Annotated in this window: 20 protein-coding genes; 5 read left to right on the forward strand and 15 right to left on the reverse strand. The window is 69.2% G+C overall.

The window, feature by feature from the left end; all coding sequences use genetic code 11:
- Positions 1-91 precede the first annotated feature (91 nt).
- Genes Hrr1229_RS06110 through Hrr1229_RS06120 form a run of 3 tightly spaced genes read right to left on the reverse strand, consistent with a single transcriptional unit; the run spans position 92 to position 3710 of the window.
- Complete coding sequence (locus Hrr1229_RS06110) at positions 92-1231, reverse strand: extracellular solute-binding protein (protein WP_123113717.1); 1140 nt, start codon at positions 1229-1231, stop codon at positions 92-94.
- A 39-nt stretch (positions 1232-1270) separates the two neighbouring features.
- Positions 1271-2452 carry an alpha-1 4-glucan-protein synthase gene (locus tag Hrr1229_RS06115; protein WP_123113716.1) on the reverse strand — a complete coding sequence of 394 codons (1182 nt, stop codon included), beginning with the start codon at positions 2450-2452 and terminating at the stop codon, positions 1271-1273.
- Between the two features lie 22 nt (positions 2453-2474).
- Positions 2475-3710: a lysylphosphatidylglycerol synthase transmembrane domain-containing protein gene (locus tag Hrr1229_RS06120; RefSeq protein ID WP_255212571.1), complete on the reverse strand. Its 1236-nt coding sequence runs from the start codon at positions 3708-3710 to the stop codon at positions 2475-2477.
- Between the two features lie 229 nt (positions 3711-3939).
- Here Hrr1229_RS06120 and Hrr1229_RS06125 point away from each other — a divergent pair, with 229 nt between their 5' ends.
- Both Hrr1229_RS06125 and Hrr1229_RS06130 read left to right on the forward strand, forming a co-directional pair.
- Positions 3940-4212, forward strand: a complete 273-nt coding sequence (locus Hrr1229_RS06125; RefSeq protein ID WP_123113714.1) for a hypothetical protein — start codon at positions 3940-3942, stop codon at positions 4210-4212.
- Positions 4213-4306: 94 nt separating this feature from the next.
- A complete protein-coding gene (locus Hrr1229_RS06130; RefSeq protein WP_123113713.1) occupies positions 4307-4867 on the forward strand; it encodes a rhomboid family intramembrane serine protease in 561 nt (186 codons plus the stop codon).
- 69 nt (positions 4868-4936) lie between these two features.
- Here Hrr1229_RS06130 and rpsJ read toward each other — a convergent pair whose 3' ends face one another.
- The 5 genes from rpsJ to Hrr1229_RS06155 form a co-directional block, all read right to left on the reverse strand.
- On the reverse strand, positions 4937-5245 hold the full coding sequence (rpsJ, locus tag Hrr1229_RS06135) for a 30S ribosomal protein S10 (protein ID WP_004048854.1): 309 nt from the start codon (positions 5243-5245) through the stop codon (positions 4937-4939).
- A gap of 3 nt (positions 5246-5248) precedes the next feature.
- Positions 5249-6514 (reverse strand): translation elongation factor EF-1 subunit alpha, encoded by a 1266-nt coding sequence (tuf, locus tag Hrr1229_RS06140; protein WP_123113712.1) that lies wholly within the window; start codon positions 6512-6514, stop codon positions 5249-5251.
- 197 nt (positions 6515-6711) lie between these two features.
- The gene (locus Hrr1229_RS06145; protein WP_123113711.1) at positions 6712-7698 is read right to left on the reverse strand and encodes a homoserine dehydrogenase; all 987 of its coding nucleotides are present in this window, start codon (positions 7696-7698) and stop codon (positions 6712-6714) included.
- Positions 7695-8282 (reverse strand): amino acid-binding protein, encoded by a 588-nt coding sequence (locus tag Hrr1229_RS06150; protein ID WP_123113710.1) that lies wholly within the window; start codon positions 8280-8282, stop codon positions 7695-7697. The genes Hrr1229_RS06145 and Hrr1229_RS06150 overlap by 4 nt, the downstream gene beginning before the upstream one ends.
- On the reverse strand, positions 8279-8446 hold the full coding sequence (locus tag Hrr1229_RS06155; RefSeq protein WP_158606072.1) for a hypothetical protein: 168 nt from the start codon (positions 8444-8446) through the stop codon (positions 8279-8281). Before Hrr1229_RS06155 ends, Hrr1229_RS06150 begins: the two co-directional genes overlap by 4 nt.
- A 208-nt stretch (positions 8447-8654) precedes the next feature.
- Here Hrr1229_RS06155 and Hrr1229_RS06160 point away from each other — a divergent pair, with 208 nt between their 5' ends.
- A complete protein-coding gene (locus Hrr1229_RS06160; protein ID WP_123113709.1) occupies positions 8655-9311 on the forward strand; it encodes a hypothetical protein in 657 nt (218 codons plus the stop codon).
- A 119-nt stretch (positions 9312-9430) separates the two neighbouring features.
- Here the strand turns inward: Hrr1229_RS06160 and Hrr1229_RS06165 are convergent, their stop codons facing one another.
- Positions 9431-11620 carry an elongation factor EF-2 gene (locus tag Hrr1229_RS06165; RefSeq protein ID WP_123113708.1) on the reverse strand — a complete coding sequence of 730 codons (2190 nt, stop codon included), beginning with the start codon at positions 11618-11620 and terminating at the stop codon, positions 9431-9433.
- 266 nt (positions 11621-11886) lie between these two features.
- On the opposite strand from Hrr1229_RS06165, the gene eda reads away from it, so the two are divergent.
- On the forward strand, positions 11887-12531 hold the full coding sequence (gene eda / locus Hrr1229_RS06170) for a bifunctional 4-hydroxy-2-oxoglutarate aldolase/2-dehydro-3-deoxy-phosphogluconate aldolase (RefSeq protein WP_123113707.1): 645 nt from the start codon (positions 11887-11889) through the stop codon (positions 12529-12531).
- A gap of 506 nt (positions 12532-13037) precedes the next feature.
- Here eda and Hrr1229_RS06175 read toward each other — a convergent pair.
- The 6 genes from Hrr1229_RS06175 to Hrr1229_RS06200 all read right to left on the reverse strand — a co-directional run bounded on the left by Hrr1229_RS06175 (position 13038) and on the right by Hrr1229_RS06200 (position 22669).
- Entirely contained in the window at positions 13038-17129 is a 4092-nt protein-coding gene (locus Hrr1229_RS06175; protein WP_123113706.1) for a DNA-directed DNA polymerase II large subunit, read from the reverse strand.
- A 16-nt stretch (positions 17130-17145) separates the two neighbouring features.
- Positions 17146-17565 (reverse strand): PPC domain-containing DNA-binding protein, encoded by a 420-nt coding sequence (locus Hrr1229_RS06180; protein ID WP_123113705.1) that lies wholly within the window; start codon positions 17563-17565, stop codon positions 17146-17148.
- Positions 17566-17754: 189 nt separating this feature from the next.
- The gene (locus Hrr1229_RS06185) at positions 17755-18132 is read right to left on the reverse strand and encodes a NifU family protein (protein WP_123113704.1); all 378 of its coding nucleotides are present in this window, start codon (positions 18130-18132) and stop codon (positions 17755-17757) included.
- 117 nt (positions 18133-18249) lie between these two features.
- Positions 18250-18576: a DUF5783 family protein gene (locus Hrr1229_RS06190; RefSeq protein ID WP_123113703.1), complete on the reverse strand. Its 327-nt coding sequence runs from the start codon at positions 18574-18576 to the stop codon at positions 18250-18252.
- 376 nt (positions 18577-18952) lie between these two features.
- Entirely contained in the window at positions 18953-21646 is a 2694-nt protein-coding gene (locus Hrr1229_RS06195) for a heavy metal translocating P-type ATPase (RefSeq protein ID WP_123113702.1), read from the reverse strand.
- A 408-nt stretch (positions 21647-22054) separates the two neighbouring features.
- The gene (locus tag Hrr1229_RS06200; protein ID WP_123113701.1) at positions 22055-22669 is read right to left on the reverse strand and encodes an AsnC family transcriptional regulator; all 615 of its coding nucleotides are present in this window, start codon (positions 22667-22669) and stop codon (positions 22055-22057) included.
- 132 nt (positions 22670-22801) lie between these two features.
- Between Hrr1229_RS06200 and Hrr1229_RS06205 the strand changes: the two genes are divergently transcribed.
- A complete protein-coding gene (locus Hrr1229_RS06205) occupies positions 22802-22999 on the forward strand; it encodes a heavy metal-associated domain-containing protein (RefSeq protein ID WP_123113700.1) in 198 nt (65 codons plus the stop codon).
- The last annotated feature ends 8 nt before the right edge of the window (positions 23000-23007 follow it).

Raw genomic sequence — 23007 nt, forward strand, 5'->3', positions numbered from 1 at the left:
GATCTGCGCGCGCGAGGCGCTCACGGAGGCGCGTCGCGAGCCGACGGGGACGAACGAACGGGGGAAAGTCTGCCACGGGCGCCGGGGATCCTCAGATCTCGACGCCGGCCTCGCGCATGAGGTCGATCGTCGGTTCGAGGTCCGACAGCTGCGTCAGGTCGATGTCCGGGACGTCGAGCTCGTCGATCGACGGCAGGTCGCCGATCGGCTCGACGTCGGGGATCAGCGGGTACTCGAAGGTGGAGCGCGCGAAGTAGTCCTGCGCCTCCGCCGACAGCAGATGGCGGACGAAGTTTGACGCGAGGTCGGCGTCGGACGCGGTGTCGACGACCGCGGCGCCGGCGACGTTGAACACCGCGCCCGCGTCGCCCTCGGTGAACGAGGTGGCGATCGGCGCCCCCGGGTTCCCGTCGAGCACGCGCTGGATGTAGTAGTGGTTCGTGAACGCGGCGTCGATCTCGCCGTCGGCGATCGCCTGGCAGGTGACGAACTCGTCGGGGTACGTCGAGGCGCCGCGCTCGACCATCGCCTCGAGCCAGTCGCGGGTGGCCTCCTCGCCCTCGATGAGCCGCATCGCGGTGATGAACGCCTGCGCGGAGCCGTACGACGGCGCCCACCCGAGGTCGCCCTCGAACTCCTCGGGGTACGCCATGATGTCGTCGGGCATCTCGCTCTCCGAGAATTCGTCGGTGTTGTACGGGACCGTCCGGGCGCGCCCGGAGGTGCCGACCCACTGCTCGGTCCGGAACTCCTCGCGCACCTTGTCGGTCACCTCGGACGGGAGCGCCTGCGTGCGCCCCTCGTCCGCGAGCGCGCCGAGCGAGCCGGAGTTGACCGAGTAGAACACGTCCGCGGGCGACCCCTCGCCCTCGTTCGTGATCTGGTTCACGAGGTCGGTCGAGCCGCCGTACCGCACGGTGAGGTCGAGGTCGTCGTACAGGTCGTCGATGTAGCCGACGAGCTCGCCGACGAGGAACTCTCCCCGCCCGGAGTAGACGGTGAGCTCGCCCTCCAGCGCCGGCATCTCGGCCATCGACGTCCCGCCGGGGGCCCCGCGACCCTGGCGGCCGGACCCGATCTGGCCGACGGCCGGTCCGCCGTCGTCGCCGTCGCCGCCGTCCTCTCCGTCGTCGCCCATGCAACCGGCGACGCCCGCCGCGCCGACCGCGGCCGTCGCCGCGAGGAACCGCCGTCGCCGAACGTCGCGTCCGTTGGATTCGTGCTCAGTCATGTGTTTTAGGCTTACCTAAATACTTTTAATCGTGTCGATTCAGTCGTCCGCCGGCGCCGGCGTTCTCTGGATCGCGTCGAGGCAGTCGAGCCAGTCGCGCATGTACTCGCCGCAGTGGTTGAGGAACGCGCCGTTGTTCCACTCGGAGAAGTCGCCCTCCGCGAGCGCGTCGGCCATCTCCGCGAACGCCGCCGCGAACGAGTCGGCGTCGTCAGCCTCGTCGTCGACGACTTCCCAGACGTGTTCGTTCAGCTCCAATCCCGCCACCTCGTTCGCGAGGTCGTCGAACGTCGAGCGCGCGGCCTTGTTGTGCTCGCACAGCGGGTCGCCGTTGTAGATCCGCTTGCCGAGCACGTCGCAGGCGCGCTTGAGGAAGAGGCCCGACCAGATGTCGTCGAACCGCCCGACGTCCCACTCGTTGTCGTCCATCGGAAGCTGGTAGAACGCGGGGATCACCTCGCGGCGGAAGGCGAGGTTCATCGAGCAGACGGTGAGGTAGTTTCCGCGCGCGGCGACGAAGTCCTCGCCGAAGTCGTCGGCGGTCGTCCGGGTCTGCGCCTGCCCTTCGAGGTCGCCGTCCATCAGGATCCGGACCGCGTCGAGGTCCGGGACGTTCGTCCACAGCCCCTGCGAGGCGACGACCTCGCCGGCCTCGACGTCGACCGCGTCGGTCTCGACCGTCTCGTCCATCGCCGAGTAGGGGTAACCGCGCGGGTAGAGCCCGTGCTCGTCGGCGTTGTCGTAGAGGACGTTCACCCAGTCCTCGTCGGAGCGCACGCGCTCGATCGAGCCGCCGAACGCGAGGTTCTCCATGTGACGGCCGAAGTAGTCCTCCTCGTCGTGGGGGAGCGTGTCGTCGTCGATGAAGACGCCGTACTCGAAGGCGTCGTCGGCCCACATGTAGAGGAGTCCGAAGCTCGTCTCGGCGTGGCTCGCGGCCGGGACGACGTGGCCGTACTCCGCGACCTCGTTGGCCTCGTACCACTCCTCGCGGCGGGTGCCGTCGAAGACCTCGCCGGAGACGTCGAGGTCGTCGAGCATGGCGCGCATCTCGTCAACGTCACAGAAGTCCTCAGTGACGAGGACGAAGTGGAGCCGAGAGACATCGAACCCGTGTTCTCGGGCGTTCGCGACGTACTCGCGGAGGCACTCGTATTCGCGGATCGTGGGGACGATCACGCAGATGTCCTCGCTCGCGGCGTCTGGGCGGCGTTCTTCCATACTCCAACGTTTTTAGGTTGGCCTAAAAATCTGACGGTCCGGAGTGCGACGACTCGCTCTCTCCGGCGGCGTTCGGCGCCGTATCGCCGGCCGCGTCCCCCGCACCGGCGTCGCCGGCGACGCTCCCCCCGTCGGCCTGCACCGGGGGAGTCGACTCGCCGTCCCCCGCGGGACCGGCGGTCGGCGAAACTCCGAGCGCGAGCGCGGCGACCCCACCGCCGGCGAGCGTGACGGCGTTCTTCAGCGCGTGGTCGAGGATCGCCGCCGCGAGCGCCGTCTCGACCGGGAGCCCCGTCGCGCTCACGACGAGGCCGGTGAACGCCGCCTCGTACAGCCCGATGCCGCCCTGCGAGAGCGGGAGCACCTTCGCGAGGTTGCCGACGCTGACCGCGAGCGTCCCGACGACGAGCAGCGTCGGAGTCGGGACGGCCCCCCCGACCCCGCCCGTGAGCGCGGCGAGCACGAGCACGGCGGTGAGGACGTCGAGCGCCCAGATCAGAACGCTCCAGAGGAACACCGCTCCGAGGCGACGCGGATCGGCGGCGACGACCCTGACGGACGCGCCGAACCGGACGGCGGCGTCGACGACTCGCGCGAGTCGGGAGCGGTCCGGCCCGAGGCCCGCGACCCGAGCTCGGAGCCCGGGTCCGAATCGCCGGTCGCTCCGGGCGACCGCGACGGTCGCGACCGAGAGGACGCCGGCGACGGCGGCGATGCCGGCCGCGGCCGCGAGCGCGGTCGACGGCGCGACGGTGCCCACCGACTCGCCCGACTCGGGCGACCGACCGGTCAGGAGCAGGAACGCGAGCGCGACGCCCCCGAGCGCGCCGATGGCGACGAGGTCGAACGCGCGCTCGACCGCGAGCGAGGCGACGCCGGGCGGATACGGCACGTCCCGCCGGTCCTTGAGCAGGTACGCGCGGACCCCGTCGCCGGCGCGGGCCGGGACGACGAGGTTCGCGGTCTGGCTGGCGAAGACGGTCGCGGTGAGGAAGCCGGTCCGGCAGCGGCGGTCCATGGCCGCGAGCACGTCGCCGTACCGCCGCCCCCTGACCGGCCACGAGAGCAGGTAGATACCGAGCGCGACGGTCAGAAGCGCCGGGTCGGCCGACGTCACCGCCGCGACTACCGCGTCCGCGTCGAGGCCCCGGGCGAGGACCGCCGCGCCGAGGCCGAGGACGACGAGCGTCCCGAGAGCGGTGAGCCGCTCCCGCGAGAACCCGGCGCGGAGCCGGTCCCCGAGGTCGGTCCCCGTCACGGGTGTCGACCTCCGCACCGAAGCGGTCGGAGCCGCCCGGCCGTCGCACCGGTACGCGGGCGTTCGGGGCGCCGTTCGACGGTCATACGTTGATTTAGGTTGCCCTAAAACATATAACGCTGACGGTTCGGCGACCGGGGTCGGCCGCCGTCGGGAGAGCAACCGTCCGCGTTCCCGCGAGATGCCGACCGCCGAAAGGTGCTTTTGTGTGTCTATCGAAATACTGCACATGTCCGACACCGTCCGAATGTGGCTCGTCGAGCGGACGTACTCCGACGACGAGCAGAACATGGTGATCCTCACGTACGCCACCCCGGACGGCGAGCGCTACTTCCGGAAGGAGCGCGCGCTCACCTCCTTCACCGACGTGCGCGACACGACGGCCGCCGTCGACGCCGAGCCCGAGAACGTCGGCGCGGTCGACGACCCGGCCGACCGCGAGCGGTACGCGGCCGAGGCAGAGCGAATGGCGGCGGCCCACGCCCCCGACGACGTGATCTGATCGGCGGAACCGACCGCCGTGCCCGTCGGGACGCGGCGCCGCCGTCGGCGAGCCGCGGCGGCGTTTAAGTCGGTCCGACGCGAACGTCCCGCCGATGCGCGCCACCCTCGAAACCCTCGCGGCCGCCGCGCTCGTCGGGGTCGCGCAGGGGGCGCTGCGCCTCGTCGGCCTCGCGGGCGTCTTCGCGCTCGCGGCCCCGCTGTCCGTCGCTCCCTGGACCGTCGTCACCAGCGTGTACGCGCACGGGTCGATCGGTCACCTGCTGGCGAACGGGCTCGCGCTGCTCCTCGTCGGCCCGCTCGTCGAACGGCGGACGACGCGGCCCCGCTTCCACGCGTTCGTGGTGGCGACCGGGGCGGTCGCCGGGATCGCGCAGGTGACGCTCGGCGGGGTGATCGGTCCGCCGACCGCCGTGTTGGGGCTGAGCGGCGCCGTCTTCGCGCTCGGCGGCTACCTGCTCGCCGGCAACGTCGTGACCGCGACGCTGTTCGACCGACTGCGGCTCCCGCCGCGCGCGCAGTTCGCGCTGTTCGGGCTCGCCGCCGTCGCGCTCACCGCGACGACCGCGGCGCCGGGCGTCGCCCTGATCGCCCACGCGACCGGCGCGTTCTGCGGGCTCCTCGCGGGACGCGTGGGGGTATTGGACGTTCGGTGAAAACGGAGCGACGGCGCCGCCGCTGGCGACGGTAAATAAAACGAAGAGAGCGGAAATACGCCCTAGCGCTTAGTCTTCGAGAACGATCTCGATGCTGACGTCGTTCGGCACTTGGACGCGCATGAGCTGGCGGAGCGCGCGTTCGTCGGCGTCGATGTCGATCAGACGCTTGTGGACGCGCATCTCCCAGTGCTCCCACGTCGCCGTCCCCTCACCGTCCGGGGACTTTCGCGACGGGATCTCGAGCGTCTTCGTCGGCAGCGGGATCGGGCCCGACAGGGCGACCCCCGTCGAGTCCGCGATCTCGCGGACGTCGTCGCAGATGTCGTCGAGGTCCTCGGGGCTCGTGCCGGCGAGGCGGACGCGTGCCTGCTGCATCGATTATCGCTCGTTGACTTCGAGCACCTTGCCGGCCGCGATGGTCTGACCCATGTCGCGGATGGCGAAGCTGCCGAGTTCCGGGATCTCGCCGGACGGCTCGATGCTGAGCGGTTTCTGGGGGCGCACGGTGACGACCGCGGCGTCGCCGGACTTGATGAAGTCCGGGTTCTCCTCGGCGACCTCGCCGGACGACGGGTCGATCTTCTGATCGATCGACTCGATCGTACAGGCGACCTGCGCCGTGTGGGCGTGGAAGACGGGCGTGTACCCGGCCGTGATGACCGACGGGTGCTGCATGACGACGACCTGCGCCTTGAACGTCTCGGCGACGCTCGGCGGGTCGTCGGCCGGACCACAGACGTCGCCGCGACGGATGTCGTCCTTGCCGATGCCGCGGACGTTGAACCCGACGTTGTCACCGGGCTCGGCCTTGGGCACTTCCTCGTGGTGCATCTCGACCGTCTTCACTTCGCCGCCCACGTCGGACGGCTGGAAGGAGACGTTGTCGCCGGTGTTGAGGATCCCGGTCTCGACGCGTCCCACGGGGACGGTCCCGATGCCGGAGATGGTGTAGACGTCCTGGATGGGGAGTCGGAGCGGCGCGTCCGTCGGCGGCTCGGACTCCGGCAGGTCGTTAAGCGACTCCAGCAGAGTGGGGCCGTCGTACCAAGGCGTGTTCTCGGACGCCTCGGAGACGTTGTCGCCCTCGAACGCGGAGATCGGCACGAAGGTCGTGTCGTCGGTCGCGAAGCGGACCTGGTTGAGCAGGTTCTTGACCTCCTCGATGACCTCGTTGTAGGTGGACTCCTGGTAGTCGACCAGGTCCATCTTGTTGACGCCGATGATGAGCTCGTTGATGCCCAGCGTGCGGGCCAGGAACACGTGCTCTCGGGTCTGGGGCGCGACGCCGTCGTCGGCCGCGACGACGAGCACCGCGTTGTCGGCCTGCGAGGCGCCCGTGATCATGTTCTTCACGAAGTCACGGTGGCCCGGGCAGTCGACGATGGTGAAGTAGTAGTTGTCCGTGTCGAACTCCTGGTGGGCGATGTCGATCGTGACGCCGCGCTCGCGCTCCTCGGCGAGGTTGTCCATCACGTAGGCGAACTCGAAGCCGCCCTTGCCCTTCTCTTCGGCTTCCTCGCGGTGCTGCTCGATTACGTGCTCGGGGACGCTCCCCGTCTCGAAGAGGAGGCGACCCACGAGCGTACTCTTGCCGTGGTCGACGTGGCCGATAATGGCCAGGTTCTGGTGCGGTTTGTCACTCATGGGGTAATCACGCGCTAAGGCGCTCTGTGAGTAAGTTTCGGTTGATTCCACTAAAACGGTTTCGATACGGCCCACAGAGTATCGCGCCGCAGTCGGGCGATTCTCGACAACGCGGGGCACGGCAGCGCGACGCATGGGCGGGGTCGCGATAGCGGGAGCTGACCGCGTCGGAATCGACCCGACCGGAGCGGCAGCGGCTACTCCAACCGGCCGACGTCTCCGAGCACCGCGCTCGCGGTCTCCGGACCACCGGCGCCCCGGCCCGAGATGTTGAGCCGGCCGGCGTGCGTGGTCTCGATCTGGACGATGTTCTGCGTCCCGGAGACCGCGAGCGTCCCGTTCTCGGGGACGAGCCGCGGAGCGACCCGGACGGTCTCCCCGGTCGCCTCGCCGATAAGCCGGACCGTCCGGCCGTCCTCGGCGGCGAGCCGGAGCGCCGAGCCGGGCACGTCGCGGATCCCCGCCACGTCGGCGTCGTCGAGCGTGAACTCCCGGGCGTCGGCCGGGTCGTCAGCCGCGCCGAACGAGAGCACGTTCGCGAGGATGACGCACTTGAGCGCGGCGTCGGTCCCGTCGACGTCGAAGGAGGGGTCGGCCTCGGCGACGCCGAGGTCCTGCGCCTCCGCGAGCACGTGCTCGTAGTCGAGCCCCTCCGCGGCCATCCGGGTGAGGATGAAGTTCGCCGTCCCGTTGAGTACGCCGCGGACCGCGGTGACGTGGCCGGGCTCGATGTCCTCGACGGTCGAGACCGCGGGGATCGCCCCGCCGACGGTCGCCTCGAACCGGATCTCGCCCGCGCTGTCGTCGACGGCGGCCCGCAGGTCGCCGAAGCGCTCCGCGACCGGGCCCTTGTTCGCGAGCACGGCGTGGCGGTCGCGCTCCAGCGCGCGAGTCACGTGCGAGAAGCCGGGCTCGGCGTCGCCGAGGGTCGTCGGCGTCGCCTCGACGAGGACGTCGTAGTCGGCCGCGAGCGCGTCCGCGGGGTCGTCGTCGCCGACGATCCCCCGCTCCGTCTTCCGGGCCACCACCGCGTCGGGGTCGACGCCGGCGTCCCGGCCGCCCGTCCCGTCCGCGACGACCGCCGTCGAGGAGTCCGCGACGGCGACGACCTCGTGGCCGTACTCGCTCGCGAGGTCGACGACAGAGCGCCCGACCGCGCCCGCGCCGACGACGGCGAGTCTCACGCCTCCACCCCCGTGAGCGGCTCGACCAGGCGTAGCTCCTTCTCCTCGGCCAGCTCCCGGACCGCCGCGAGCGCGGCCTCCGTCTCGCCGGCGCGGGCCTCTAGGCGAAGCCGCGCGCTCGACGCCTCCTCGGTCCCCTGGGGGGCCGCGAGCGACACGTCGGCGACCGACGCCGACGCGCACGCCTCGATCCGCGAGAGCGTGTCGGAGAGGTCAGTGTCGATGAGGTGGCCGAACAGCAGCAGCGTCACCTCCTCGGCGTACCGCTCTGTCCCCGCCTGCATCACGTTCACGCCCTCGCTCCGGAGGGCCTCGACGATCCCCTCGAAGCGCTCCTGCGTGGCTTCGAAGTCGACTTCGACCGGGATCCGACCGCGCGGGGTCTTGTTCCCGCGCTCGTGGTAGATCGAGAGGAGGTTCCCCCCGTTGTCGGCGATCGGTTGGAGGGCGGCGAGCAACTGCCCCGGCTCGTCGACGAGCTCGAGCCGCACCGTGTGCGTCGACGGCGTCGCCGAGGCGTGCCCGCCGTCTGGGGTGGGATCGTCATCCGCCCGGCCGTCGACCCCCTCGGGCGCGTCGCTCACGCCGCCACCTCCGCGGGGCCCGCCGGATCGACACCGGGGATGACCGTCGCCAGCGGCGCGATCGCCGCTGTGGTCGGCGTCCGGCACGGTCCTGTCGGCGGCGCGGAGCGGTCGCTTGCTGGCTCCGTCGCGGTGCGCCGAGCGGGAGTCGTGCCCGTCTGCATACCAGAAAGGAGTCGGGGGATCCGGTATAAGCCTTCGGCGATGGCAGGCGTTGCCTCGCTTCGTTCCGTGTGAACTTACGGCACGGAGAGCGGCGGGGACGGTCCGACGGGGAGGGAGGAGTTCCGTCGAGCCCCCGGACGAGGTGGGTGTACAGCCCTCGAAACGGGCAAAAAGAATTTTCGGATGGCGGCGGTACCGTCCGCGCTGATGCCCTCCACCGACAGGCGACCGGTGCTGACGTACATCGCGCTCGCGATGACGGGATTGGTCGGAGCCGATCTGGCGGTGAAAGCGACCGAATCGCGGGACGAACCGCCCTCGTGGGGCCCTCCCGTCGAGGGCGGGCACGGGGACTGGGCGATCATCGACGAGGACACCGACCGGGTCGACGACGAGGGGATCGACGCGACCCTCGTGCTGACGGTTCAGGGGCCGAACGACGGCTCCGACCGGTTCGACGACGAGGGGATCCGCATCGTCAGCTACGAGGCGATCGTGGACGACGACGACCCGGACTGGACCTACACCCTCGGACGACCGCGCCTCTCGCTCCGCCTCAGCACGAACGGCGCGGGGACGGTCTTCTTCTCGAACGCCAACGCGTACGGGGACACGTCGGACCGCGACGTGACCGGACGCACCGAGATCCGCCACGCGTTCGACGCCGGGAGCGGCCGGGGAGCCGTGAATCCGATCCTGAACTACTCGGGGCCCGCCGACGGCGACGGAACCAGTGCGGACGCGACCATGGAGTCGACCGTTACCGTTCCGATACTGAAAACGTGGCTTCGGGGGGTCGGCGGCCGGATCGAGGCCGGGACGCTTCGGTGCGAGATCACGGAGACGGTCACCTTCGTCGGGTGACCGCGACCGCGAGAGCCCATCCGGATTCGGCGGGAGAGATCTCTCGGTCACGAGGAAACGCCGCAAAAGCGGAGTCCGCTAACCCGAAGCAGACCGCGACCGCGGACCGCGTCGCCGACTTAGAAGTAGTCGATCGACTGCGGCAGTTCGAGCTTCATCCCCTTGCGCTCGCGGATCTCCATGATCTTCTCGCGCTGGAGGTTGTCGACGAGGACGCGGAAGCCCGCGTTCTCGGTGTTCCACGAGGCGCGGCCCTCGGTGGCCGAGCGGATGTCGGAGGAGAAGCCGATCATCTCCTCGACGGGCGCGATGCCCTCGACGACCATCAGGTCGCCCTCCTGGTACATGTCGTCGACGCGGCCGCGGCGGCCCTGGATCTCGCCGGACGCGGCGCCCATGTGCTCCGAGGGCACGTCGATCCGGACGTCCTGGATCGGCTCCAGCAGGCGGACCTCGCCGTCGATCAGCGCGCGGTGGACCGCGTCGCGGACCGCGGGGATGACCTGCGCGGGCCCGCGGTGGATGGTGTCCTCGTGGAGCTTCGCGTCGTGGAGACGGAACAGCGATCCCTGGACCGGCTCGGCGGCGAGCGGCCCGTCGTCGAGCGCCTCTTGGAGCCCTTCTAAGACGAGCTCCATCGTCTCGTTGAGGTGCTGGATCCCCTTCGTGTCGTCGATGAGGATGTTGGTCCGGTGGATGTCCTCGACGTTCTGCGAGGTGTCCTTGTCCATGCCGGCCTCCTGCAGCGCCTCGCGGCGCTCCAGTTCGGGCATGTCCATCGAGACCTCGCCGAGCTGGATGGCGTCGACGATGTCCTGGTCCATCGGCTCGACGGTGATGTAGAACTTGTTGTGACGGTTCGGCGACTGCCCCTCGACCTCGCGGGACGCCTCTTGGGGCTGCTCGCGGAAGACGACGATCGGCTCGCCGGTGATGACCGGGATGCCCTGGTTGTCGCGGATGCGCTGGGTGATCACTTCGAGGTGGAGCTCGCCCTGCCCGCTGATGAGGTGCTCGCCCGTGTCCTCGTTGATCTCGATCTGGATCGTCGGATCCTCCTTTGCGACCTGCTGGAGCGTCTCGATGAGCTTCGGCAGGTCGTCCATGTTCTGGGCCTCGACGGACTTCGTGATGACCGGCTCGGAGATGTGCTCGATCGACTCGAACGGCGTCATCTCGACGGACGAGACCGTGGAACCGGCGATGGCGTCACGCAGTCCGGTGACGGACGCGATGTTCCCGGCCGGGACGCGGTCCACCTCCTCGCGCTCGGACCCCATGAAGAGCCCGACGCTCTGGATGCGGTTCTTGCCGGCGGTCCCGGAGACGTACAGCTCCTGGCCCTTCTCCAGTGTGCCGGAGAAGACGCGGCCCGTCGCGATCTCGCCCGCGTGCGGGTCCATGGAGATGTCGGTGACCATGAAGACGACCTCGCCGTCCTCGTTGACCATCCGCATCGTGTCGGCCAGCTCGCTGTCCGCGTCGCCGCGCCAGATGCGCGGGACACGACGAGGCTGGGCGTCGACCGGGTTCGGGAAGTGCTCGCAGACCATGTCGAGCACGACGTTCGAGAGCGGCGTCCGCTCGTGGAGCTCTTCGCGCTTGTCGTTCTGTTCGAGCTCCATGATGTCGCCGAAGTCCATGCCGGTCCGCTGCATCGACGGCATCGAGACGCCCCACTTGTACAGCGCGGAGCCGAAGCCGACCGTCCCGTCCTCGACGGAGACGGTCCAGTCCGTGGGGATGTCGTCCATGTTCTCGGCCATCCCGCGGATGAGCTCGTTGACGTCGGCGATGACGGACATCAGCCGCTCCTGCATCTCCTGAGGCCCCTCCTGAAGCTCGGAGATGAGGCGGTCGACCTTGTTGATGAACAGCGCCGGCTTCACGCCCTCGCGGAGCGCCTGCCGGAGCACCGTCTCCGTCTGCGGCATCGCGCCCTCGACGGCGTCGACGACCACTAAGGCGCCGTCGACCGCGCGCATCGCGCGGGTGACGTCGCCCCCGAAGTCCACGTGGCCCGGGGTGTCGATGAGGTTGATGAGGTGGTTGGTGTCCTCGTACTCGTGGGTCATCGAGACGTTCGCCGCGTCGATGGTGATGCCGCGCTCCTGCTCGTCCTCCTTCGTGTCCATCGCGAGCTGCTCGCCCGCGGTGTCCTGGGAGATCATGCCGGCACCGGCCAGCAGGTTGTCGGAGAGCGTCGTCTTGCCGTGGTCGACGTGGGCGGCGATGGCGATGTTCCGGATGTTCTCCGGAGTGTCCATCAGCCGCTCGCACTCTTGAACGATCTTCTTGCGTCGGCCCATTATACCGCTTGTTACCGATAGCAGGGTCAAAAGGGTAGTGTTTCTCCGCGGCCGTTTCGCCGAGGATCACCCCTGATCGCCGGAGATTTCGTGTCGATCGGTCGCACGATTCGATGCGTGTGGGCAGCACGATTCGGTGAGCGCGAGCCGCGCGGTTCGGTGAGCGCGAGCCACGCGGTTCGGGATGGGTGGGCGAGACGAACGGCCGCGAGACGACCGCGGCCGTCTCCACGCGGATTTAAGTGCTCGGTGGGGAACCGAGGCGTATGAACGAGACGCTCTCGCGGCTCGCCGACACCGGCGTCGTCGCGGTGCTGCGCGGGGTCGAGGCCGACCAGCTCATCGGGATCACGGAGGCGCTCCGCGAGGGCGGGGTCACCGCCGTCGAGATCACCGCGGACACGCCAGACGTCGCCGGGAAGCTCGAAGCGGTGACGGGCTCGTTCGGCGACGAGGTCGTCGTCGGCACCGGCACCGTGCTCGACAGCGAGACCGCCCGGACGACCCTGATGGCCGGCGCCGAGTTCGTCGTCTCGCCGAGCCTCCACGAGGACGTGATCGAGACCTGCAACCGCTACGGCGCCGTCACCGCGCCCGGCGTGATGACGCCGACCGAGGCGATCCGAGGGTACGAAGCCGGCGCCGACTTCGTGAAGGTGTTCCCCGCGAAGACCGTCGGTCCGGCCCACCTCGGCGCGATGAAGGGACCGCTCGGCCAGATCCCGATGATGCCGACCGGCGGCGTCGGCCCCGGCAACGCGGCCGACTACATCGACGCCGGCGCGTTCGCGGTCGGCGCCGGCGGCGCCCTCGTCGACTACGACGCGGCCGAGCGCGGCGACTACGAGTCGATCACCGAGACCGCCCGCGAGTTCGTGCAGGTGGTCGAGGAGGCGCGCGACGACGACTGAGGCGACGCAATAGCGACGGTCTCCTTATAAACAAATAAATACGGCAGCAGCGGTGGCGCGCGCCTTCGAGTGGCCGCCCTCGGCGGCCACGAGGTGCGCGTGCGAGGGACGCGGTGAGCGCTCGGAGAGCGCGAACCGCGAGGCTGGGGAGGCGTGAGGTGCGGTTGCGGTGCGGTCGGGGTGGGACTCAAAGGGGCAGCCGCGAGGCGGACGCAGGCGACGTAAGCAGCGTGGCGCGTAGCGCCACGGGCAGCCGGCGGCGAAGCCGCCGGCGACACCGCAGGGAGCGAACAAAGTGAGCGACCGAGGAGCGCAGCGAGCGTGCATCCGCCTCGCGGCTGGGGCTTTGGAGGTGCTCTCCGCCGATCTATCATCAACCGCGTATAAATGAGCTGATGGAGCTTTGGAGGTGCTCTCCGCCAGATCGAGATCGGTTCTTTATAAAGGACAGACGGAGGCGACAATCACTCGGAAGCTTTCGAAAAGCGCGTCTTCGCCCGCAACCCCTACATGAAGTCGGCGATGCCGGACTGCTTGTTGGTGTCGTCCTCGAAGATCGATTCGAGCGACTCCTCTAACACCTTCAGCCGCTGTTTCGTATAGGGTCGACAGCCGAACCGGTCGGCGACCTCGATCGCCGTGTCGACGTACTTGTTCACCGATCCCTGGTGGACGGTGAGGTTCACGCGCCCGCCGCACTCGCGGCAGTCGCCCGAGAGCGGCATCCGGCGGTACTTCTCGCCGCAGTCGAGACACCGCGTCTCCTGCCGCGAGAACGCCCGGAGGTTCCCGATGATGTCCGGCAGGAAGTGGTACTCGATGACCCGCTCGGCCACGTCGGTCTCGTCGACCGCGCGGAGCTTCCGGGCCAGCTCCAGCTGCGCGTCCATCTTCTCCATCATGTCCCCGAGCGTTTTGTACGCAGACAGGTCCGGCCCCATCGCGATGTCCGTCGTGTCGTGGGTGTGGTCGAACCCGTGGTACTCCTCGTCGGTCCCGAGCGTGTCCTCGCCGAGCTGGATCCGGTCTTCCAGCTCCTCCGGGTCCGTCAGCTCCAGCGTCGCCTCGTAGAACTCGCGCGGGTACTCGCGCACGATATCCATGTTGTGCGCCTCGTCGTCGATCTCGGAGGGGTCGATCCGCGAGGACATCACGAGGGGCGCGTCCATGCGCCCCCCGCGCTGGTCGGGGAGAAATTCTTTCGAGAAGTTGAGAAGTCCGTCCATCAGGAGCATCACGCAATCCTCGTCGCCGTCGCACTGAGCGACCAGTAAATCGTTCGCCGCGAGGGTGTGCGTCTCGGCGACCGTGAGATTGTAGGTGTGTTCGACGTCGCTTTCGAGGAATTCCACCGAGTCGACTACGTCCGTCTCGATCCCTCCATCTGCAGCCACATCAGCGGCGACTTCCGCCGACGTCTCGTAATCGAGAGTCGTCGCTGGAACCAAATCACCGATCTCCAGTTCGTTCGCGGCGACCTTCCGAACACGCCCGTCCTCGGCTCGCAGCATCGTATGGTCGGGCGTCACGCGAATTGAGCGTCCACCCCGGGTCTCGACCCGGACAAGGTGGTCCTGACTCAGGTGTTTTGAGACGGCAGTCACCGACTGTGTCGACCTGTTTCCGCGTTCGTCGATCGAAGGGACTTCGATCGAGCCGTCGAGTTCGTCCACGAGCGTTCCGAAGTCATCGGTTCGCGGATTGTCCAGCCGATCCTCAACGAAGGCTTCGATAGTCTCGCGGTGCCAACCCGCGTCGTCTCGATACTCGATTTCCGTCTCCGGGTGGAAACAGTTCCTTCGTTTGGCGGCGTGAAAGTACGGATGCGCGTATCCGACGGCCGCCGACGTAAATCCTACCACTCTTCCGACAGTTGCCGCGCTCGTGTGCGGCGCCATCCCGAAGACGAGCTCGCCGACGAGGTCGTCGCGCTCGTTCACCTCGTAGAACCGCGGAAGCCCGTAGAACTGTTCGAGCAGGTCGTCGACGAAGTCGGCGGTCCGCAGCATGTGCTCGGCCGCGCCGTCCGAGAGGACGATGTCCTGGACCCGGAGCTCCACGAGCTGGTCGTCGTGGCGCAGGGGCTCGCCGTCGATGTCGGTCTCGTAGCCGATCTCCCGGAGGTGGTCGGCGGTGACGTCGAGCTCCTCGGGCCGGACGGACGTGACCGGGAGGTCCGTCATGTCGTACCTGACGGTGCCGTCCTTGAACGACGTGACGCCGTTCTTCGCGCGCAGGATGCCTTTCTCGATCGGCTCGGGGGTCTTGTTCCGCGAGGTGAGCCCCTGGACCCCCTTGAGGATCTCGAAGGACGCCTCGCGCTCGCCGACGTTCGCCAGCGCGGAGCGGTACGCGTCGTTGAGGTCGACCTCCTGGTACGTCGCCGCGCGCACCTCCCACTCGCAGCGCGGGCACTCGACGCGACCGGCCTCGTCGGGCTCGCAGACGGTGCCGCAGTCGCCGCACTCGTAGTGGGGCTCGGTGTGGACCTCGCAGTCCGGACACCGGGCCTTGTAGGTGTGTTCGCCGCAGTCGGGACAGACCCGGTCGGAGACCTCGACCTCCAGCCGCCCCCGGTGGCCCGAGTCGTCCATCACGCTCGCGGCCTCGGCGACGTCGCGCTGGGGGCCGCCGGCCTCGTTGATCGGGAACAGGGTGTGGACCGCCGGGGAGAGGTCGCGGCTCTCCGACTTCTCGGGGCGGCCCATCCGGTTCCCGATCCGGGTCGGTGCGCGTTCGCGCACCTCGAAGGGCGCGACCTCGTTGACGGCCTTCACGGCGTTCTCGCCGTCGGCCCACTCGCGGGCCGCCGCCGAGAGGTCGCTCTCCTCCCACGTCTTCCGGAGACCATCGTCGACACCGAGCGACCGCGCGAGCGGGCGCCACGTCGGGACCCGGAGGGCGTCCGGGGTGGCGGTGTGCTCGACCAGCAGCGACTCCAAGGCCCCCTGCGTCGTCTCCGTGCGCTCGATCGCGAGGACGCCCTCGACCACGTCGCCGTCGGCGACCGCCTCGGCGAGCGCCTCGAACGCCGCGACCGACACGTCGTGCCAGAGGGAGGTGTACTCCGGGTGGAGCGGGCAGTCGTACTCGCGCGCCCACGCGAGCGCCTCGTCGACGTCGGGGTGTTCGAGGTCGACGTGGGGGTCGTCCCGCAGGGCCTGCACGTCCGCGCCGGCGTCGGCGAACTCCTTGACCCACCACTCGTACACGTACGAGGCGGGCGCGAGCGGGTGGTTGTTCTCGACGAACTCCCCGTAGTTGACGAGGTACTCGCCTAAGTCGAGCACCTTCTCGACGCCGTTTCGGACCTCCTTCGCCTCCTCGGGGTCGTCGATGCGGCGGACCTCGCCGTTCGCGAGCCGGACCGTCGGCCCCTCGATGGAGTCGACGGGGACGACCCCGTGGGCCTTCCCCGGGCGCTCCGTCTTGATCTGCGTGCCGGCCGCGAGGAAGTCGTCGACGAGGTGCATCGTCGCCGGGTGAACCCCGCCGGTCGCGAACCCGTGGTTCCGCGCGCGACCGTACCGGAGCCGGAACCCGCCCGCCTCGCTCGGGTGGGTGAACACGGGGCGACCCGCGATCAGGTCGCGGAGGAACTTCTGCGAGGGCTTCGCGCGCGGCGGGCCGTCGGGCGCCTCGCCGCCGGACTCCGACTCGCTCTCGTCGCCCTCGCTCGCGTCGTCCCCCACGTCCCCGTCCGAGTCGAGCGACTCGCCGTCCGAGCCCCCCTCGTCGCTCGCGCCGGACCCGTCTGTCCCGATCGTCCCGTCGATCAGGTCCTGGAGCCACGGCCAGTCGACCTCGTCGAGGTCGCGGGTGTACCGCTGGATCTTCGGGGCCTTCAGCGCGATCCCCTCGGCGGCGACGAGGCACATCCCGCCGCGCGCGGAGTTGGTGTCGACGCGTTCGAGGTCGCGGAAACCGGAGACCTCCTCGTCGCTCGTCGCCTCCCCGTCGAGCATGATGGGGATGTGCTCGGCGATGAACTTCGACTCCTTGTCCTTCGGCGTGTACTGGAGTCCGGTCTCCTTGTCGTAGAGGGCGATCTCCTCGGCGTAGCGCTCGACCTCCACGTCGCGCGGCTTGTACTCGTCGATGCCCAAAAGCGAGCGGGCGTAGTCGGCGACGAGCACAGAGAGCGCCTGCGCGGTCCCGCCCGCCGACCGGATCGGACCGGCGTAGTAGACGTTGACGAACTCGGTGCCGTCGTCGTTCTCCAGCAGCTCGACCCGATCGATCCCCTCGATCGGCGCGGCGACGACCCCCTCGGTGAGCAGCGCGACCGCGGTCCGGACCGCGCCCTCGACCTTCCCCGCGCGGGAGTCGTAGTCGCCGACCGTCCCCTCGACGAAGTCGGTGACGAGTTCCAGGGCCGCCTCCTCGCGAGACATCTCGCCTTCCAACTCGCGGACGCGTTCCGCGACGCCGTCGATGCCGAGGATGTTCTCGACGCGGTCGGCCATGTCGCGGGCGACGGGGATCTCGACCTCGGGCTCCGGGTCGTACCCCTGTCCCTTCGCCGTCTCCGCGAGCTCCAGCGCCTCGTCGAGCCGGTCTTCGATCCGGGCGAAGTATCGCTCGTCGTCGGGTCTCATCGCCGCGAGACCCGCCTCACAGCCATAAGTCGAGGTCGGTGGTCGCGTCGTGCGACCGTTCCAGCGGCTCGTCGAACGCGCGGAGGTGGCATTCGCCCGCCCAGACCGTCGCGGAGTCGAGGTGGCCGGCGAGCGCCTGCCCGCTCGGCCGCGACAGCACGGCGTGGGTGTGCGCAAACACCTCCCCGTCGAGCAGCGAGACGTTCCCGACGCAGGCGGCGACCTCCAGCGGCTCGTCGAACGTCACCGACTGGTACTCGGTGTCCTCCTGGTCGTAGAACCAGACGTCCGCGTCCTGGACGGCGCCGAGCGCCGTGAACCAGCCCGCCTCGACGTCTTCCGCGCGGGCGAGGTCCTCGATCTCCTCGCGCCAGTCGGCGCCGGTCTCGAACCGCGCGACGTACTCCGCCGTCGTCTCGACTTCCCGGTGGTGCATAGGAACCGCCCACGGCCGCCGGGGGCAAAAAGGCTTCAGTCGCGGCGCGCGTGACCGACTCGAACCGAATTGATATAGCGCCATTAGATTTATACCTGAGAAATCGCGACGGACGGACAACTCACAGAAACCGTCGCTACGGCGTCAAAAACGAGGGAAAAACGGGGTGCGAAAGAGTACTGGACCGGTTCAGAACGGGGCCTGCGGGCCTTCGTCGTCGCCGCCGTCGTCGGTCGTCTCGCCGGGGAACGACGGCGACGTGCCGCCGCTGCTGGTCCCGCCGAGGTCGCCGTCGGCGCCCGAGCCCATGCCCGTATCGGCGTGGACGGTCTCGATCTCCGGGATCTCCTTGACCATCCGGGACTTGATCGCCTGGATCGTCATCGGTGAGATACCGCAGCCGGAGCAGGCGCCGCCGAGCTGGATCGTGACCTCGCCGCTCTCGCGGTCGAGGTGGTTGATGGCGGCGCTCCCGCCGTGCATCTGGATCTGCGGGAAGTTGCGCCGCAGGAAGTTCGTGATCCGCTCGCGGAGCTCGTTTTCCCCGTCGGCTGTGTCCGTGCTCATGCCAGCGAGTTGGCGGGCGGCGGGCTTATGCCTTTGGTTCGCCGGAATGCGACCCCGCTCAGGGGTCACACGCAGGCGCCGACGAAGAGGCGGGTATCGACGGCGAGAGGGGTCCCGTCACTCCGGTCGATCGACCTGAAACGTCCGGTGAAGCTCCGCTTCGATCCGCTCGACGTACTCCTCGAGCGTCTCCTCGAACGTCTCGTCGTCGACGAGCACGCCCTCCAGCCGGTCGCGCGGGTTCTCGGGGAGCTCGACGTAGAACTCGCCGTCCTCGTAGAAGGGTTCGGACTCGTTGAGTATCGTCTGGTCGATCCCGTGGATCAACTGGGAGTCGTGGCGCTCGTTCATGTGGTTGAACGCGTTCTTGTACGCCCGCTGGAGCTCATTGAAGTAGTGGGCGTATTTGTCCTCGAACTTCTCGGGGTCGAACTCGTCGGCCATGTCGGATCCGAGGGCCCCGCGATGAAAAAGCCGGTCGATCGCCGGCGAGACGGCGGAACCGACCGATAGCATCGGGGTCGGCGCTGGAGACGGAGGGGCCTCGTCGAGCGTCGGTCCGGCCGGCAGACACCAATTAAATCATATAATGCTATATCAAAAGATGTGGCCGGATCGAGGGCCGGCGGCGGCGGGACGGCGAGTGCGGCAGGCGGAACCGAGAGTGCGTCGATCGACAGACCGACATGGCGACTCCGAGCACGACCGGCGACCCCGAGCACGACCGGCGGACCGGCCGGACGAGGACGTCACAGGGGTCGTTCCGGTAGCACTCCGGGTTACAGGTCGGTAGGGTTCGGAGAAGAGAGGGACGCGGCGACTACCGGAACCGGCCGAGCAGCCGGTAGTCGTGGTCGGGCTCGTACCGGCGGAACAGCAGGCTGTTGGTGAGGACGCTCACGCTGGAGAACGCCATCGCGCCGGCGGCGAGCACGGGCTGAAGCAGTCCGAGCGACGCCAGCGGGATCATCGCCGTGTTGTACCCGAGCGCCCACACGAGGTTCTGTTTGATCTTCTGGAGCGTCGCGTCGGAGATGCGGATGGCCTTCACCACGTCCAGCGGGTCGTCCCGCATCAGGGTCACGTCCGCGGCCTCGATGGCGACGTCGGTTCCCGAGCCGATGGCGGTCCCGACGTAGGCGACCGCGAGCGCCGGCGCGTCGTTGACGCCGTCGCCGACCATCATCGCCCGTCGGCCGTCAGCTTGGATCGCTTCGACGGCGTCGGACTTGTCCTCGGGGAGGACCCCGGCGCGGACGTTCTCGGGGTCGATCCCGACCCGCTCGGCGACGGCGCGGGCGGTACGCTCGTTGTCGCCGGTGATCATCATCACGTCGATGCCCCGGTCGCGGAGCGCGGCGACGGCGTCCGCCGCGCTCGGCTTGACCGTGTCGGCGTCGGCGACGACGCCGGCCAGCTCGCCCCGGTACGCGACGAGCATCGCCGTCTTCCCCTCGCGTTCGAGGCGTTCCATCGTCTCGGCCGCGGGCGAGGCGTCGATCCCCTCGTCCGCCAGCAGCTTGCGGTTGCCGACCAAGACCTCGTCGCCACCGTCGGACGAGTCCGACGAGCCTCCGGCAAAGCCGGAGACCTCCACCGTCGCGCGGACCCCGTGACCGGGGACGTTCTCGAAGTCGTCAGGGTCGGGGACCTCCAGGCCGCGCTCGCGGGCGCCCTCGACGATGGCGCGCGCGAGGGGGTGCTCGCTGCCGCGCTCGGCGATCGCGGCGAGCCGGAGCACGTCGTTCTCCCCGAGGCGGTCGGCGTCCGGGCTCGCGAGGTCGCCCTCGCCGGCGTCCGTCTGCGACGCCGTCCCGCCGTCGGGGATCGGGTTGCCGTCGCGGTCGAACGCGACCACGTCCGTCAGCTCCATCTCGCCCTCGGTGAGCGTCCCCGTCTTGTCGAAGACGACGGTGTCGACGTCCTTGGCGCGTTCGAGCACGTCACCGCCTTTAAAAAGGACGCCGTTGCCGGCGCCGATCGTGGTGCCGACCATCGTCGCGGCCGGCGTCGCCAGTCCCAGCGCGCAGGGACAGGCGATGAGGACGGCGGAAGCGAACACGACGATGGCGAACTCGAAGACCGAGACGCCGCCGCCGGCGGCCGCCGGACCGCCCGCGACGAGCCCCCACAGCGGGAGCCCGTCGACGAACCCGGCGAGCGCCTCGGGGAACAGGAACCAGACCGCCGCCCAGAGGACCGCGTTGGCGATGACCGCCGGCACGAAGTACGCCGAGATCCGGTCGGCGAGGTTCTGGATATCGGGCTGGCGCGACTGCGCCTCCTTCACCGTCCGGACGATCTGCTGGAGGGCGGTGTCCGCACCGACCTTGGTCGCCTCGACGACGAGCGCGCCGTTCTCGTTGATCGTGGAGCCGACCACCTCGTCGCCCGCCTCCTTCTCGACCGGGACGGACTCGCCGGTCACCATCGACTCGTCGACCGCGCTCTGGCCGTCGACGACGACCCCGTCCGTCGGGATCTGCTCGCCCGGGCGGATCTTCATCCGATCGCCGACCTCGACCTCGTCGAGGGGGACCTCCTCCTCGTTGCCGTCCTCGTCGACGAGCGTGGCGGTGTCGGCCTCCATCTCCAGGAGCTTGCGGAGCGCCTCGCCGGCCTGTCCCTTCGAGCGGGCCTCGAGGTAGTTACCGAGCGTGATGAACACGAGGATGAGCGCCGCCGTGTCGAAGTAGACCCCGCCGGCGATCACGTCCAGCAGGACCGCGACGGAGTAGACGTACGCGGTGGTCGACCCCAGCGCGATCAGCACGTCCATGTTGGCGCGCCCGTTCGTCACGAGCGCCTTGTAGGAGTTCCTGTAGAACGGGCGGCCTAAGACGACCTGCACGGGCGTCGCGAGCAGGAACTGCACCCAGCCGACCGAGACGCCGAAGACGGTCTCCGGGAAGAGCGCCCCGTCGAGCAGCAGGTGGTCGGCCATGAACAGCAGCAGCGGCACCGAGAGGACCGCCCCGAAGAGCGTCAGCCGGAGCTGTTTGCGGATCTCCTCCTCGCGGGCCGCGTCGCGGGCGTCCTGACCGGAGTCGCCGCTCGACCCCTCACCGTCGGCCCCGTCGCCGTCCTCGTCGCGCTCCCGGACCGGCGAGTAGCCCGCCGACTCGATCGCGTCGTAGAGGTCGCCGAGCGAGGCGTCGGCCGGGTTGTACCTGACCTGCGCCTCGTCGGTCGCGTAGTTCACGGTCGCCTCGATCACGCCGGGCGTCGATTCGAGGGCGTCCGCGTTGGCCTCCGCGCAGTTCGCGCAGGACATGTCCGTGATCGCGACGGTGACGGTCTCGGTGACCGCGCCGTACCCCGCGGACTCGATCGCGTCGAATATCTCGCCGAGCGATACCGCCTCGGGGTCGTACTCGACCGACCCCTCGTCGGTGGCGTAGTTGGCGTTCGCCGACGCCACCCCGTCGAGGTCGTCGAGGGCGTCCTCGATCGACGCCGAGCAGTTGGCGCAGGACATCCCCGTGACGTTCAGGTGGGCTGTTCTCGTTGGCATGTGTACTACTACGTGTTCCCCCCTTAGGCGGTTTTCTGCTTCGAGATCGGGGGTTCGATCGGGGCGTAACCTTCGATTCCAAAGCGACCGGGACGGACAAGGCGTCAGTGAGAGATGAGGGCGGGACGAGGGGCGAAACCGCTCTTAAAAAGGCGGTGGCGCGCGCCTCCGAGCGGGCCGTCGGCCCGCGAGAAGCACGCGCGAGGGAGTCGGACCGGCGCCGCGGCGCCGGTCCGACGAGGTTGGGGAGGCGTGAGGTGCTGTGCTGTTGGGGGCAGGTGGGACTTTGGAGGTGTGCTCCGCATAGCCACTAGACACTTATAAACGAGCCACTGCGACTTCGGAGGCAGCCACGGGCTCGAAAACGGAACGAAACCGAGCGGGAGGGAGACCGACCGCTCCGCCGAATTACGCCCCTTCCTCCAGACGCTGGTACCGCTCTCGGAACCGCGACAGGCAGGACGGACAGCAGAAGTGGTACACCTCGTCGTCGATTCGGGCCGTCTCGCCCTCGCTGTCGACGGTGTTCGAACACTCCGCGCAGGTCAGCGCGAACTCCACGCCCTCGATCGAGGGCGTCCACTCGAACTCGTCGACCAGCGTGACGGCGTAGTCGTCGACGGCGATCCCGTCGAACAGGCCGGCGACCCACTCCCGCGCGGTCCGCCCGTCGACGCGGGCGTACACCCGGAGGTCGCCCTCGGCCGTGACGAACACGTGCTCGACGGCGTCGGCGTCCCGGGCGCGCTCGCGGGCCTCGTCGAGGGGGGCCGCCCCGTCGGACGACGCGCCGCCGACCGGCAGCTCCACGTCCACCAACACGGGGACGCCCGCCCGGAGCTTCGTGCGGTCGACGTCGACCGTGAACCCCTGGATGACGCCGGTCTCCTCCAGCCGCGTGACGCGGTCGGAGACCGCCGGTCCCGACAGCCCCACGCGCTCGCCGATCTCGCTGAACGGCCGGCGGGCGTCCTCGGCCAGCAGCGACAGGATCTCCAAGTCCGTCTCGTCGAGGTCGCGCATACCCGAGACGACGACCTCGCGACACAAGACGGTTGCCCCGGTTCGCTTACGATTCCAAAGTCAAAACGGACGGGAAGCCGCTGTCGCGAAGCAATAACCGACAAACGTCTCCCCCGCGTACGGGTAACTGTAATGAGCCGAACGCTCACCGTCGAAGGGATGTCCTGTGAACACTGCGAGCAGAGCGTCGCGGAGGCGCTCGAGGGGGTCGCGGGCGTCGAGAGCGCGAGCGCCGACCGCGAGAGCGCGTCGGCGACCGTCGAGGGCGACGCCGACCCGGACGCGCTCGTGGCCGCGGTGGACGAGGCGGGCTACGACGCGTCCGCTTAAAAAAAACG

Origin of the sequence: Halorubrum sp. CBA1229, from assembly GCF_003721435.2 — an archaeon.
Classification (GTDB): domain Archaea; phylum Halobacteriota; class Halobacteria; order Halobacteriales; family Haloferacaceae; genus Halorubrum.